Genomic DNA, 14,374 nt, shown 5'->3' with positions numbered 1-14,374 from the left:
ATTCCTCCAAATTCTATGAATTATAAAACTTTTTTATTTTTTTTCACAACCTATAATTTAATCAGTTTGATGAACTTTGATTAAAAGATAAAATGCAATCAAAATCCCCAAAGTATTGTAAAATAGATGATGATAATGAATTACCAAAATCTAAGTCTCATATCATACTTGAAATAGTAGAATATGTTCCCGATACCATAGTTTGCAAAACTATTATAAAGAATACTGGTGGCAAAATGTCTGCCGTTGCTTTTGATAAAAAGGAAAAATTTTGTGAAAAAACAGCGGAATATGATACGTATGTTCAAATCATTGATGGGAAAGCGGAAGTGACTATTGGCAATAAAGACTTGAAACTTAATTTGGGAGATAGCATAATAATTCCGGTAAATGCAAAACATTGTTTTAAAGCCAACAGCGAATTCAAAATGATAACTACCATTATAAAACATACTGGTAAAACAAAGGCTGTTGCGATTAAAAGCAATTAAATTGCTAATCCTCCAACTCCACCATAAAGCTATTCAAAAACGCTACTGAATTCTCAATATCGTAATGCAGAATTCTGTCTTCTTTAACCAATGGCACTTCAGCTCTGTATGATTTCAAAAACGTTTCAATAAATTCACTCGATTTCAAAGGCTCTCTGAAAGCGATTGCCTGAGAAGCATTCATCAATTCAATCGCCAAGATTCTTTCCAGATTTTCCATAACCTTTAAGCACTTTGTAGCAGCGTTTGCTCCCATACTCACATGATCTTCCTGACCGTTTGAGGAAACAATGCTGTCAACACTGGCCGGAGTAGCTAATTGTTTGTTCTGGCTGGCAATGCTTGCCGCTGTGTATTGTGGAATCATAAAGCCTGAATTCAGTCCCGGATTGTCAACAAGGAATGCCGGTAAACCTCTTAAACCTGAAATCAGTTGGTAAGTCCTTCTTTCAGATATGCTTCCCAATTCGGATAAAGCAATCGCCAGAAAATCTAACGCTAAAGCTAACGGCTGTCCGTGGAAATTCCCGCCCGAAATGATAACATCTTCTCCAATAAAAATATTTGGGTTATCGGTAACCGAATTGATTTCGGTTTTAAACACTTTTTTTACATAATCAATTGCATCTTTCGAAGCACCATGCACTTGCGGAATACAACGGAAAGAATACGGATCCTGCACATGTTCTTTTGGTTGCGCTACAATCTTACTTCCTTCGAGAAGTTCTTTCATTCTTCTTGCTGTTATAATTTGTCCTTTGTGTGGACGAACCATGTGTATCAATTCATCAAACGGCTCGATTCTGCCATCAAATCCTTCTAATGAAATCGCTCCAATAACATCGGCAAAATAGGAATATTTAGCAGCTTTCATCAGGATATAACAACCATATGAACTCATGAATTGTGTTCCATTCAGCAACGCCAAACCTTCCTTAGATTGCAACACGATTGGCTGCCAACCCATTTTATCCAAAACCTTTTTAGCAGGCTGACGGAATCCATCATAATAAACTTCACCTTCTCCCAATAATGACAATGACAAATGGGCTAAAGGAGCTAAATCGCCACTCGCACCAAGCGAACCTTGCGTATAAATTACAGGAAGAATATCGTTATTGTAAAATTCAATCAAACGCTCAACAGTTACCAATTGCACACCGGAATGTCCGTAGCTTAATGACTGGATTTTAAGCAGCAACATGATTTTTACAATCTCAGCCGGAACTTCATCTCCAGTTCCACAAGCATGCGATTTTACAAGGTTTTCCTGAAGTTGGGATAAATCTTCATTAGAAATTTTTACATTACACAACGAACCAAAACCGGTATTAATACCATAAATTGGTTTGTCATTGCTTGCCATTTTTTTGTCTAAATATTCCCTACATTTTTGAATATTTATTCTGGCTTCTTCAGAAAGCGAAAGCGATTTATGTTGAGAGATAATTTCCTGTAAAGTCTCTAAAGTCAATACTTCCGAACTGATGTAATGCGTGTTTTCCATTTTTAGTTTGCAAATTGTCCCCAAAATTCAATAAACAAACGTTAAAAAACAAGTTTTGTTCATAGTATTTTATTGAGGATTTAATAATGAAAGCCTATCTAAACTGGAAAAAAGTTTATTTTTTTTTACGACTATCCATATTACTACGATTTTGATAAAAATGGCGCTAAAACTTTTTTACTATTCAAAAAGTAGTATTTTTGAAAATCATGTGGAATAATAAAAACATATTTACTTCAGCATCAGCAGCTAATTTATTGGCTGTAATTATTATTGCTACCACATCAACTACAACCCCGTTTGGGGTATAATCTTTCATATAATCCTTATTCATGGACTTTCGGTAGAGAGTAAGTAAGTTATGCAAATCACAAATGATAAAATACAAATAACAAATAAAACACAAAAGACAATTTTCCAAAATTCAAATACTAGCATAAAATGCTTTTTTGAACTCTTAGAGTTTGAAATTTAATTGGAATTTGGAATTTAATTCTTTGGAATTTAAATTTAAATTATGATAGTATTAAAATTTGGCGGAACATCAGTAGCCAATTCAGAAAATATTTCAAAAACAATAGCCATTGTAACCAATAAAAGCAAAGAAGATAAACTAGCCGTTGTGGTTTCTGCTTTCAGTGGTGTAACTGATATGTTAATCTTAGCCGGAAAAACGGCTTCTGCTAAAGACAAAAATTACAAAGACATTGTCAGTCAAATAGAGAAAAAACACAAGGATGCTATCGACGAGTTAATTCCGTTGAGCGAGCAAGGCAATCTTATCGATACGATTAATGGCAATATCAATCACTTAAAAACTTTACTTGATGGATGTTTTCTTTTAGGTGAATTGTCTAACAGAACAGCTGATATTGTGGCTGGATTTGGTGAATTATTATCGTCTCAAATCATTGCCGTTGCGTTGAAACAAAAAGTAAAAAGCTCAACGTTTAAAGACAGTCGCGAGCTAATCAAAACCGATTCTAACTTCGGAAAAGCGGCCGTTGATTTTACCGTAACCAATAAACTAATTGCCGATTATTTTAAGTCCGATACCAATCAAGTCGTATTATTTCCCGGTTTTATTGCTTCATCAATCGATGGCAATACAACAACGCTTGGTCGTGGCGGCTCTGATTATACTGCAGCAATTATCGCCGCAGCGGTAAAAGCTGATATTTTAGAAATCTGGACCGATGTAAATGGTATGTTTACTGCTAATCCAAGAATTGTAAAACAGTCACAACCTATAGAGACTATTTCGTATCAGGAAGCAATGGAGTTGTCGCATTTTGGTGCCAAAGTATTGTATCCGCCAACTATACAACCAGTGTTAAAAGACAGCATCCCTATTTTTATCAAAAATACATTTGAACCTGAAGTTTACGGAACACTGATTTCTGATACTCCAAAAGCTACAACGAATCCAATCAAGGGAATTTCGCATATCGATAACATCTCATTACTGACACTCGAAGGTTCGGGTATGATTGGTGTTGCAGGTTCATCCAAACGATTATTTGAAGTGCTTTCGCAAAATAACATCAATGTGATTTTTATTACGCAAGCTTCTTCGGAACACTCTATTTGCATTGGTATTCTGAATGCTGATGCTGACAGGGCTAAAGCAGCAATTGATAAAGCCTTTGAAATCGAAATTGCTCAAAACAGAGTTGACCCAACGATTGTGGAAAAAGATCTGTGCATCGTAGCACTTGTTGGCGAAAGCATGAAAAACCATCAAGGAATCAGCGGTAAAATGTTTAGCACTTTAGGTAAAAACAATGTGAATATCCGAGCGATTGCACAAGGTGCTTCCGAAAGAAACATCTCTGTGGTAATTAATGAAAAAGATGTTAAGAAAGCACTTAACACATTGCACGAGCGTTTCTTTGAAGACAATACCAAACAGTTGAATTTATTCGTAATGGGTGTTGGAAATGTGGGTGAGAAATTCATTGACCAAATTGCACAACAAAAGAAGTTCCTAAAAGAAAACCTAAAAATAAATCTTCGCGTTATTGCTATGTCGAATTCAAGAACAATGGTTTTTGATGAAGAAGGAATCAATTTAAAAGACTGGAAAACGGCCCTTGCCGAAGGTGAAAAAGCAAACGTTGAAAGCTTTATTACCAAAGTAAAAGACCTCAACTTACGCAACAGCATCTTTGTAGATATAACGGCAAATTATGACATTGCTGGCATTTATGATAAGTTCTTAAGTCAAAATATTGCCGTGGTAACGTGTAACAAAATTGCCTGTTCATCTGAATATGACAATTACAAAAACCTTAAAAATCTATCCCGAAAATATAATGCTCCTTTCCTTTTCGAAACAAATGTCGGTGCCGGATTACCAATCATCGATACACTAAAACATTTGATTGCTTCGGGTGATAAAGTGAATAAAATTCAGGCGGTTTTATCGGGAAGTTTGAACTTTATTTTTAATAATTTCAGTGAAACTTATAATTTTCATGATGTTGTAAAAGAAGCTGGTGTACAAGGATTTACAGAGCCAGATCCAAAAATAGATTTGAGCGGTGTAGATGTTGCCAGAAAGATATTAATTCTTATCCGCGAAAGCGGTTACAAAATGGATATTGAAGAAATCGAAAATAATTGTTTCCTGCCAAAAGAATGCATGGATACAACCAATAATGACGATTTCTTTAAATCATTAACGAAGCACGACGACCATTTCAACAAACTGTTAGCAGAAGCCAAATCAAAAGACAGTCGCATTAAATTTGTTGCCAAATTTGATAACGGAAAAGCGTCGGTTGGATTGCAATTCATTCCAAAAGAAAGTCCGTTTTACAATCTGGAAGGAAAAGATAATATCGTTGAGTTTTATACTGACCGTTATGTTGATCAACCTTTAATCATAAAAGGTGCCGGTGCCGGTGCTGCAGTAACAGCATCAGGAATTTTTGCTGACGTAATTAGAATTGGAAATGTATAACTAAGGTTCTAAGAGACTAAGGCGCTAAGGAACTAAGGAAAATGAAAAACCTCAGAACCTCAGAACCTCAAAACCTCAGAACCTCAGAACCTCAAAAAATGAACGAAATAAAAATATTCTGTCCTGCCACTATCGCCAATCTCAATTGCGGATTTGATGTTATGGGATTATGTCTGGATGGTATTGGTGACGAAATGGTTATTCGGAAAGTTGCTGAAAAAGGCATCAAAATAACCAAAATCACCGGAGCAGATTTACCTCTTGAAACAGAAAAGAATGTCGCTGGTGTTGCGGGTTTAGCATTATTAAATGCTACACAATCTGACTTTGGTTTTGAAATCGAAATCCATAAAAAAATAAAAGCCGGAAGTGGTATTGGAAGTTCTTCTGCCAGTGCGGCCGGAGCAGTTTTTGGCATCAACGAACTTTTGGGAAAACCATTTACCAAACATGAATTAGTTGATTTTGCCATGAAAGGCGAAGCAGTTGCCAGCGGAAGCGAACATGCTGATAATGTAGCACCTTGTATTCTTGGAGGCTTTACCTTGGTTCGCGGTTACAATCCGTTAGATGTGATTAAGATTGAAAGTCCAAGTGAAATTTATGCTGTTGTCTTGCATCCGCATATCGAAGTAAAGACTTCTGATGCACGTGCCGTTTTATCACCAACAGTTCCATTAAAATCTGCTATTACGCAATGGGGAAACCTTGGTGGATTAATTGCCGGTTTATATATCAAAGATTATGAACTAATTGGTCGTTCGTTGAACGATGTAATAGTTGAACCAGCAAGAAAACATTTAATTCCGAATTTTGATAAAGTCAAAAGTGCTGCACTCGACAACGGCGCTTTAGGTGCAGGAATTTCAGGTGCCGGACCATCAATTTTTGCATTGTGCAAAGGAAAAATCATTGCTGACACTGTTGCCAAAAGTATGAGTAACGCATACACAGATACAGGAATTGCCTTTGATATTCATATTTCAAAAGTGAATGATGAGGGAACTAAAATTATATAAAGTTAGAAGTACGAGGTACGATATACAAAGTTTATTTCGTACTTCCAACTTCGTAAATCGTACTTAATAATGAAATATTACAGTTTAAATAACAAATCGCATAAAGTTAGTTTTCAGGAAGCGGTCGTTGCAGGATTAGCACCTGATAAAGGTTTGTATTTTCCGGAAAGCATAACTGCACTACCCGACTCTTTCTTTTCCAATATTGAAAACTTGTCTCACGAAGAAATTGCTTATGAAGCTATTAAACAATTCGTAGGTGATGAGATACCGGAAACGGAACTTAAACGCATTATAGCGGAAACTCTTTGTTTTGACTTTCCATGTGTGCCTGTAGAAGACAATGTATTTTCTCTAGAGCTTTTTCACGGACCAACAATGGCGTTTAAAGATGTTGGCGGAAGATTTATGTCGAGATGTTTGGCGTATTTTAACAAAGATAAAGATATTAAAAATACCGTTTTAGTAGCAACTTCCGGTGATACTGGTGGTGCCGTTGCCAGTGGTTTTCTAGGTGTTAAAGGTGTAGAAGTTATTATTCTCTATCCATCCGGTAAAGTGAGCGATATACAGGAAAGACAATTGACAACTTTAGGTCAAAATATAAAAGCTCTCGAAGTTGAAGGTGTTTTTGATGATTGTCAGGACATGGTCAAAAAAGCTTTCCTTGATGACAGTTTGAAACACAAAAATCTAACCTCAGCCAATTCGATTAATATTGCACGTTGGTTGCCGCAAATGTTCTATATTTTCTTTGCGTACCAACAATTAAAGAAACACAACAAACCAATTATTCTGTCTTGTCCAAGTGGAAACTTTGGTAATATCTGCGCAGGTATCATGGCAAAACGATTAGGATTACCTATAGCTCATTTTGTGGCTTCTACTAATGCAAATGATACTGTTCCAAGATTTTTAGAAAAAGGAAATTACGATCCAAAGCCATCTATCGCTACTATTTCCAATGCAATGGATGTGGGGAATCCGAGTAATTTTGTCCGAATTCAGGAGTTATATCACAACAATTTATCTGAATTTGAAAAAGACTTTTCCTCTTATTCCTATACAGATGCTGAAACCGAAATTGCCATCAAAGACATTTACAACCAGACAAAATACATAGCCGAACCACATGGCGCTGTAGGTTATCTCGGTCTGAAAAAAGAAATGACAAAACAGCCAAACAGCGTTGGTGTGTTTTTAGAAACCGCACATCCAATTAAATTCTTAGATACGGTTGAGCCCTTATTAAATCTAAAGTTGCCAATTCCAACACAAATAGAAAGTGTTTTAGGCAAAGAAAAAGTACGCACTAAGATTAAGACTTATGAAGAGTTTAAAACGTTTTTAGGCTAATTATTATTAAACTATAAAAAATACCCGAAATGCAATTAGTATTTCGGGTATTTTCATTTTATAGATTTATGTTAATAACGACCAATGACGACTTTAGAAGTAGTAGTATAAAATTCGGTCTGTACGGTTAAAACATACAAACCAATACTCAAGCCTGCAGTATTTATTTGAATAGTATTATTTCCTTCCGGCATCAAACTCGTTAATGAATAGACTATTTGCCCATAACTATCTCGCAATACAAGAGATACATTCGATGCCTTAGGTAACCAAAAAGATACATTTACGTACCCAGTGGCTGGATTTGGATATACACTTACTGATGTTGTTACAAAAGTAGCTGTTGCTGAAAATGCACTTAACCCTCCCACTGTAGTCGAACAAACTGCCTGAACCTGCCAGATATAATTAGAACCAGCTAACAAATTGTTAAGAGCAATCGAGTTCGTATTAGAAGTAACCGAAATAAAATCAAGAGTTGTATTATTGGCTCTTCTATAACGAACAATATAAGCAACTGCGCCAGGGACAGGATTCCAATGAAGCATAGCACTTGTCGGATTGATATTTGTTGTTCTCAATTCTATCGGAACGCCACATGCTGTTGCTGTACAAGGCAAAGTCGTAAACACTCCTCCAACTGACCATGGACTAACTGTTGATAAAGGTGCGCCTGTCAAAGGATCCATACAAATCAATTGTGTCTGCCATTCATAAGTGGTGCCACAAGTTAAATTGCCTAACTGATATGGTAAATTAACACGCTCAATTACTGACCATGTTGTGGCATTTGCAGCGTGATAACGAATATTAAAGATTCCTGTATTACCTGAAGTTGGAGATAAATATAAATAAGCACCGGTCTGACTAACATTAGTTGCTGCTAACCCTGTTGGGGCGTTACATGGAACTGTAGTACATGCTAATGTAGTAAACACTCCTGCTGTTGACCAATCACTCAACGTAGCTGTACCCGCTGAATTTGTACAAATTCGTCTTACCTGCCATTCATAAGCAGTTCCACAAGCCAAATTTCCTAATTGATAAGGTAAGGTTGTATGTTCAACTACTGTCCATGTGGTAGTATTGGCAGCATGATAACGAATAGTAAACATTCCCGTATTGCCTGAAGTTGGCGATAAATATAAATACGCTCCGGTTTGACTAACATTAGTTGCCGATAATCCGGTTGGGGCAATACATGATGCTGGTGTACAAGCTAATGTCGTAAATGTCCCGGCAGTTGACCAAGTACTAACTGCAGTTGTTCCTATTGCTGAATTTGTACAAACTTGTTGCACTTGCCATTCATAAGTTGTACCACAAGCCAAATTTCCTAATTGATAAGGTAAGGCAACACGTTCAACAGCCGTCCATGTTGTAACGTTTACAGCATGATAACGAATATTAAAAACACCCGTATTACCTGATGTTGGAGATAAATACAAATACGCTCCGGTTTGGCTAACATTAGTGGCTGATAATCCTGTTGGAGCATTACATGGTGATGAGCAAGCCAAAGTTGTAAATGTTCCTCCTGTTGACCAAGGACTAACTGTGGTAGTTGTTCCTGTTGGAGTATTTGTACAAATTTGCTGAGCCTGCCATTCATATGTAGTACCACAGCTTAAATTAGCTAACTGATAAGGCAGCGTAACATTTTCTACCACTCTCCAAGTCATAGTGCCTCCTCCGTTATAACGAATATTAAACCTACCCGTATTGCCTGATGTTGGAGATAAATACAAATACGCTCCTGTTTGACTAACATTAGTTGCAGATAATCCTGTTGGCGCATTACATGGTGCTGGTGTACAAGCTAATGTAGTAAACAACCCTCCTGCTGACCAAGGACTAGTTGTAGTTGTTGTTCCTGTAGTTCCCGGACAAATTAATCTTACCTGCCATTCATAAGTAGTACCGCAAGTTAAATTTCCAAGTTGATATGGTAAGGTAACATTTTCAAGAACTGTCCATGTGGTACTTGTACCAACATGATAACGAATAGTAAATAAACCTATATTATTTGATGTTGGAGTTAAATAGATATTCGCTCCGGTTTGACTAATGTTACCAACAGTTAAACCTATTGGTGCATTACATGGTGTTGGCGTACAAGCCAAAGTGGTAAACGCTGCTCCTGTTGACCAATCACTGAATGTAGTAGTTGCACCCGTTGCTGAATTTGTGCAAATTCGTTGCACCTGCCATTCATAAGTAGTACCGCATGTCAAATTCCCTAATTGATAAGGTAAAGTAACATTAGTAAGCGTTGTCCAAGTTGTTGTAGGTCCTCCAAGATAGCGAATATTAAATGTTCCTGTATTAGCTGAAGTTGGAGATAAATATAGATAAGCTCCGGTTTGACTAACATTAGTAACTGTTAATTCAGTTGGGGCATTACAAGGTGTTGAACAAGCTAAAGTCGTGAAAGTCCCTACCTCCGATATTGGACTAACAGTGGTTGCTGAACCGGCTGGACACACTAACCTCACTTGCCATTCGTAAGCTGTACCGCAAGTCAAATTACCCAATTGATAAGGCAGTGTAACATTCTCAAGAACTGTCCAAGTAGTAGTTCCGGATACGTGATAACGGATATGAAATGTACCCGTATTACCCGATGTTGGAGATAAATATAAAGATGCTCCTGTCTGACTTACATTAGTCGCCGATAATCCGGTTGGCGCATTACACGGTGGAATTGTACAAGCCAGAGTAGCAAATGTTGAAACAGATGACCAATCACTTAATGTTGTTCCTTCTGAATTTGTGCAAATTAATTGTGCCTGCCATTCATAAGTACTTCCACAAGTTAAATTTCCTAACTGATATGGTAAACCAACACGCTCCAATACCGTCCAGGTAGCAGTTCCGGAAACGTGATAACGAATATTATACAAAAGGGCATTTGCCGTTGTTGTATTCAGATGTAAATAAGCTGTTGTCTGACTTACATTAGCTGCCGATAATTCTACCGGTGCATTACATTGCGCTTCTAACTGTGTTGGTACTAGCAACTGAAGAGCAAATAACAAAATGGTTACAAGAGTGTAGCATTTTTTCATACGGTTTATATTGGTTTGTTTAACATGTAAATTTAGTTAATATTTACACTTTGAAATCATTTACATTCTTTTTTTTGTTAAAAAATAGCAAATAACTCAATGAATACGCGATATTCTTACATTTATACAATTTAAATTAAACAGACTAAAATTAGTTCCTACAGAACCATATTATCTTATAAACAATAAACAAAGTAAAGACTTATAGTTTAAAACGATTTTTCCTATTTTTGTCTCTAAACCAAGTATCCCATGAAAAAAATTACTTCTCTGCTAGCCTTATTACTTATTGTTACATCTTGTGGTGTTAGACAAACCCGTGAATTGTTAACTTCCGGTGATTATGATGCTGCCATCAGAAACGCAGTTGATGGTTTGCGTGGCAATAAAAATGCAAAAGGCAGACAAGACTATGTCTATATGCTTGAAGAAGCTTTTGCCAAAGCCAAAGAACGCGATTTGCGTGAAATTAATGCTTGGTTTAAAGATGCCAATCCACAGAACTTAGAAAAAATATACAACACTTATATTCAGTTGAATTATCGTCAGGAACAAATCCGACCTTTATTGCCATTAAAATTACTTAAAGAAGGTCGTGACGCTCAATTTCCTTTTGATGATTATACCGACCAAATTGTGAGTAGCAAAAACGCCTTGTCAAAATTCCTTTATGACAATTCTAAAGCGCTTTTGGTTACGAAAGACAAAATGACTATTCGCCGTGCTTATGATGATTTGGTTTATTTAGAAAGTATTAATCCCGGATTCAAAGATGTTGCCAAACTAACAGAAGAAGCCAAGTTCAAAGGAACCGATTTTGTTAGTGTTTATACCAAAAACGAAACCAATATGGTGATTCCGGTTCGTTTAGAAAATGATTTGTTGGACTTCAGCACTTATGGTTTGAATGATAAATGGACTGTCTATCACAGCAACCGTCAAAAAGGAATTGATTATGATTATGGATTGATTGTCAACTTCCGTCAAATCAATATCTCACCTGAGCAGGTAAAAGAAAAGCAATTTGACAAAGAGAAACTGATTAAAGATGGTGTCAAAAACCTTTTAGATGCTAATGGAAATATTGTAAAAGACAGTTTAGGAAATCCCATCAAAGTCGATAATATGAAAACAATTCGTATCAGTATTTATGAGTTTTCACAAATAAAATCATGTCAGGTAACCGCTAAAGTAGATTATATCAACTTTAAAAGTAATCAACTAATCGAAACCTTTCCGCTAGCAAGTGAATTTGTATTTACCAATATTTACTCTAGATATAAAGGCGACAAACGTGCTTGTGAAGAAACGTATTATCCTAACTTCGATAGAAAAGTCGTTCCGTTCCCAAGCAACGAGCAAATGGTTTTTGATACCGGAAACGATTTAAAAGCCAAACTAAAAGATATTATTTCCAGAAATAAATTTAGAAGATAGTAATCAATTATGCTTAATTCCGTCACATTAGCTAAAAGAAATACCGTTCTAACCAGAATGGCAGCACTTCTTGGGCAAGAAAGAGCCAACATCAAAGTTATTAATCAGGAAGATATTGCTAACTATTCCGGTGATGATTTGGCAATGAAAAAACGACTTTTGGTTGATGATCAAAAAATAGACGGTATGATTGCTTCCTTATTGGAATTAGTCGGTCAGGAAGATCCTGTTGGGAAAGTCCTATACAATTTTACTTCTGAAAATGGCATGAAAATTCAAAACAAAACAGCCGCTTTCGGAACTATTTTAATCATTTATGAATCAAGACCTGATGTAACAGTTGAAGCAACAGCTATAGCGTTTAAATCCGGAAACAGAATTCTATTGAAAGGCGGTAAAGAATCTCTGCTTTCTAATCTAAAGATTATGTCTTTATGGCATCAGGCTTTATCAGATAACGGCATCCCAAATAGTTGGATTAACTATTTAAATTTTGATAGAAAAGAAACCCAACAGTTCTTAGAAAAGCCTTCTCAAAAAGTAGATTTAATTGTTCCAAGAGGTGGAGAATCGCTAATAGAGTTTGTGAAAAAACACGCAACTTGCCCAGTAATTGTTAGCGGAAGAGGTAATAATTTTGTGTATGTAAGTCCGGAAGCTGATATAGAAAAAGCATTAGCAATCATCATTAATGGTAAAACATCTAATATTTCAGTTTGCAATGCGTTAGACAAAGTACTTATCGATATAAATCTTCCAAATTGGGAAGTATTTGCAAAAAATGTAGTGTCGGAATTACAGCAGCGAAATGTTACTGTTTTGGGCGATGCCACTATTTCAAAAGTAACCAACGTTCCTCAAATTGAATCGGATTCTATCTGGCATGAAGAGTTTTTAGATTATAAAATTGTCATTGGAACGGTTAACTCAAACCAGGAAGCCATTGATAAAATCAACACTTACTGTGGTGGACACTCGGCATCAATCATCACTTCAAATGATGCAATTGCACAAGATTTTATGGAAAATGTAGATGCAGCAGCAGTATATCAAAATGCTTCAACACGTTTTACAGATGGCGGACAATTTGGACTTGGAGGCGAATTAGCCATCAGTACCGATAAGCTTCACCAACGTGGACCATTAGGTTTGCAACATTTAGTGACTAATAAATGGTATATTTACGGCAATGGACAAATCAGGTAAAAAAAGAATACTTTTAAAAATAGGAAGCAATACCTTAACCAAAGAAACCAATCATATTTCGAGAGGAAAGATTGAAGATATTGGGATACAAATTGCTGCATTAAAAGACGACTACGAATTTGTAATCGTAAGTTCCGGCGCTATTGCTGCAGCCAAACAGTTTGTAAAATTAGAAAGTCAGGATAAGGAAGTCTTTGTAAAACAAGCCTTGGCTTCTATAGGACAACCTCATTTGATGCGCATTTATCAGGAAAACTTTAGCGATTTGGGTTTGCTCATTTCCCAATGCCTGTTATCCTATTCCGATTTTGAGAAAGAACAATCCAAAGTCAATATTGTAAACACCATAAACGTATTATTAAAGAATAATTATATTCCAATCATCAATGAAAATGATACGGTAGCTACTGATGAAATTCAATTTGGTGATAATGATAAGTTGGCGGCACTAACCGCTGTTTTATTGAATGTTGATATATTAATCATTGCCACTAATACTGATGGAATTTATACCAAAGCTTCCATCAACAATGAAATTCCGGAAACCATTTCTATAGTAACCGATTTAAAAGTATTGGAAAAAGAAATCGGTGATTCAAAGTCTTCACATGGCACAGGCGGAATGCAATCTAAAATTGAAGCGGCAACCATTGCCAAAGAAGGCAAAATAGAAACTTGGATTGTCAATGGATTAGAAGATAACTTTATCCTGAAAGCTTTAAATAATGAAAATAGGTTTACTAAAATAGTATAACTTAAATAAACTGCTCTAATTGTCCGGCATCTATACTTCCATGCGATTCATTGTAAACCGCAATTCCATCCCTGATAACAATTAGTTGTGGCGATTGATGAAATACGCCAAACCGACTGGCAATTTCGTTCGAGACATTTCTGTGTTCTAACAAGTCTAAGAAATAAGGTGTAATTTTTTCTTGTAAATCAAACTCGTTTTCAAATTGCTTCAAAACCATTCGGCTCACACCACAACGCGTACTGTGTTTAAAAATAATAACGGGCTTTTCTGCTGACTCGGTAATTATTTCATTCAGTTGACCTAAATCAGCCAACTGCCTCCATCCTACTTTTGAATCGGATTGGTTTTCTTCTGAAGAACTAAAAATGTTATTTAAAATACCCATAATTGTCTGTTTTTAAGACACTTTGTCTTGCTTATATGATAAAAATCATTTAAAAAAAGACATTCTGTCTGTAATTTTACATTGGAATACAAATTGACCAATCTACGGCAAAAGTAAACAACTTTTAAGCATAATCTATAAACAACACCCGAGGCGTAGCCAAATTGTATGGAGCGTAGCGGA

Annotated in this window: 11 protein-coding genes; 7 read left to right on the top strand and 4 right to left on the bottom strand. The window is 36.1% G+C overall.

From position 1 onward, the window contains the following. The first annotated feature begins 92 nt into the window (after window positions 1–92). Window positions 93–491 carry a cupin domain-containing protein gene (locus tag L1S35_RS07050; RefSeq protein WP_236398464.1) on the top strand — a complete coding sequence of 133 codons (399 nt, stop codon included), beginning with the start codon at window positions 93–95 and terminating at the stop codon, window positions 489–491. 4 nt (window positions 492–495) lie between these two features. Here the strand turns inward: L1S35_RS07050 and hutH are convergent, their stop codons facing one another. Next, on the bottom strand, window positions 496–1,998 hold the full coding sequence (hutH, locus tag L1S35_RS07045) for a histidine ammonia-lyase (protein ID WP_236398461.1): 1,503 nt from the start codon (window positions 1,996–1,998) through the stop codon (window positions 496–498). Window positions 1,999–2,182: 184 nt separating this feature from the next. Beyond that, window positions 2,183–2,317 (bottom strand): hypothetical protein, encoded by a 135-nt coding sequence (locus L1S35_RS13315; RefSeq protein WP_255700832.1) that lies wholly within the window; start codon window positions 2,315–2,317, stop codon window positions 2,183–2,185. A 198-nt stretch (window positions 2,318–2,515) separates the two neighbouring features. Between L1S35_RS13315 and thrA the strand changes: the two genes are divergently transcribed. From thrA to thrC, 3 genes are all read left to right on the top strand, one after another. Continuing rightward, window positions 2,516–4,963, top strand: coding sequence for a bifunctional aspartate kinase/homoserine dehydrogenase I (gene thrA, locus L1S35_RS07040; RefSeq protein ID WP_236398458.1), 2,448 nt, complete (start codon window positions 2,516–2,518; stop codon window positions 4,961–4,963). Between the two features lie 98 nt (window positions 4,964–5,061). Next, window positions 5,062–5,982 carry a homoserine kinase gene (locus L1S35_RS07035; protein WP_236398455.1) on the top strand — a complete coding sequence of 307 codons (921 nt, stop codon included), beginning with the start codon at window positions 5,062–5,064 and terminating at the stop codon, window positions 5,980–5,982. 69 nt (window positions 5,983–6,051) lie between these two features. After that, window positions 6,052–7,338 (top strand): threonine synthase, encoded by a 1,287-nt coding sequence (gene thrC, locus L1S35_RS07030; RefSeq protein WP_236398451.1) that lies wholly within the window; start codon window positions 6,052–6,054, stop codon window positions 7,336–7,338. A gap of 71 nt (window positions 7,339–7,409) precedes the next feature. On the opposite strand, the gene L1S35_RS07025 is transcribed toward thrC, so the two are convergent. Next, window positions 7,410–10,406, bottom strand: coding sequence for a fibronectin type III domain-containing protein (locus tag L1S35_RS07025; RefSeq protein WP_236398448.1), 2,997 nt, complete (start codon window positions 10,404–10,406; stop codon window positions 7,410–7,412). Window positions 10,407–10,658: 252 nt separating this feature from the next. On the opposite strand from L1S35_RS07025, the gene L1S35_RS07020 reads away from it, so the two are divergent. Genes L1S35_RS07020 through proB form a run of 3 tightly spaced genes read left to right on the top strand, consistent with a single transcriptional unit; the run spans window position 10,659 to window position 13,803 of the window. Next, on the top strand, window positions 10,659–11,843 hold the full coding sequence (locus tag L1S35_RS07020) for a hypothetical protein (protein ID WP_236398445.1): 1,185 nt from the start codon (window positions 10,659–10,661) through the stop codon (window positions 11,841–11,843). A gap of 9 nt (window positions 11,844–11,852) precedes the next feature. Then, window positions 11,853–13,049: a glutamate-5-semialdehyde dehydrogenase gene (locus L1S35_RS07015; protein WP_236398442.1), complete on the top strand. Its 1,197-nt coding sequence runs from the start codon at window positions 11,853–11,855 to the stop codon at window positions 13,047–13,049. Beyond that, on the top strand, window positions 13,033–13,803 hold the full coding sequence (gene proB / locus L1S35_RS07010; protein WP_236398438.1) for a glutamate 5-kinase: 771 nt from the start codon (window positions 13,033–13,035) through the stop codon (window positions 13,801–13,803). Before L1S35_RS07015 ends, proB begins: the two co-directional genes overlap by 17 nt. 1 nt (window position 13,804) lies before the next feature. Here proB and ytxJ read toward each other — a convergent pair whose 3' ends face one another. After that, a complete protein-coding gene (ytxJ, locus tag L1S35_RS07005) occupies window positions 13,805–14,191 on the bottom strand; it encodes a bacillithiol system redox-active protein YtxJ (RefSeq protein ID WP_236398435.1) in 387 nt (128 codons plus the stop codon). Between the last annotated feature and the right edge of the window lie 183 nt (window positions 14,192–14,374).

Source organism: Flavobacterium anseongense (assembly GCF_021608185.1).
Lineage (GTDB): Bacteria > Bacteroidota > Bacteroidia > Flavobacteriales > Flavobacteriaceae > Flavobacterium > Flavobacterium anseongense.
The sequence above is the reverse complement of the archived record's forward strand: the minus strand, read 5'-3'. Positions and strand labels throughout refer to the sequence as shown.

Bases quoted from the DNA above. Each gene is read 5' to 3' on its own strand.
- ytxJ (WP_236398435.1), bottom strand. From the start codon at position 14,191: ATGGGTATTTTAAATAACATTTTTAGTTCTTCAGAAGAAAACCAATCC.
- L1S35_RS13315 (WP_255700832.1), bottom strand. From the start codon at position 2,317: ATGAAAGATTATACCCCAAACGGGGTTGTAGTTGATGTGGTAGCAATA.
- thrC (WP_236398451.1), top strand. From the start codon at position 6,052: ATGAAATATTACAGTTTAAATAACAAATCGCATAAAGTTAGTTTTCAG.
- L1S35_RS07050 (WP_236398464.1), top strand. From the start codon at position 93: ATGCAATCAAAATCCCCAAAGTATTGTAAAATAGATGATGATAATGAA.
- L1S35_RS07035 (WP_236398455.1), top strand. From the start codon at position 5,062: ATGAACGAAATAAAAATATTCTGTCCTGCCACTATCGCCAATCTCAAT.
- proB (WP_236398438.1), top strand. From the start codon at position 13,033: ATGGACAAATCAGGTAAAAAAAGAATACTTTTAAAAATAGGAAGCAAT.
- thrA (WP_236398458.1), top strand. From the start codon at position 2,516: ATGATAGTATTAAAATTTGGCGGAACATCAGTAGCCAATTCAGAAAAT.
- L1S35_RS07025 (WP_236398448.1), bottom strand. From the start codon at position 10,406: ATGAAAAAATGCTACACTCTTGTAACCATTTTGTTATTTGCTCTTCAG.
- L1S35_RS07015 (WP_236398442.1), top strand. From the start codon at position 11,853: ATGCTTAATTCCGTCACATTAGCTAAAAGAAATACCGTTCTAACCAGA.
- hutH (WP_236398461.1), bottom strand. From the start codon at position 1,998: ATGGAAAACACGCATTACATCAGTTCGGAAGTATTGACTTTAGAGACT.
- L1S35_RS07020 (WP_236398445.1), top strand. From the start codon at position 10,659: ATGAAAAAAATTACTTCTCTGCTAGCCTTATTACTTATTGTTACATCT.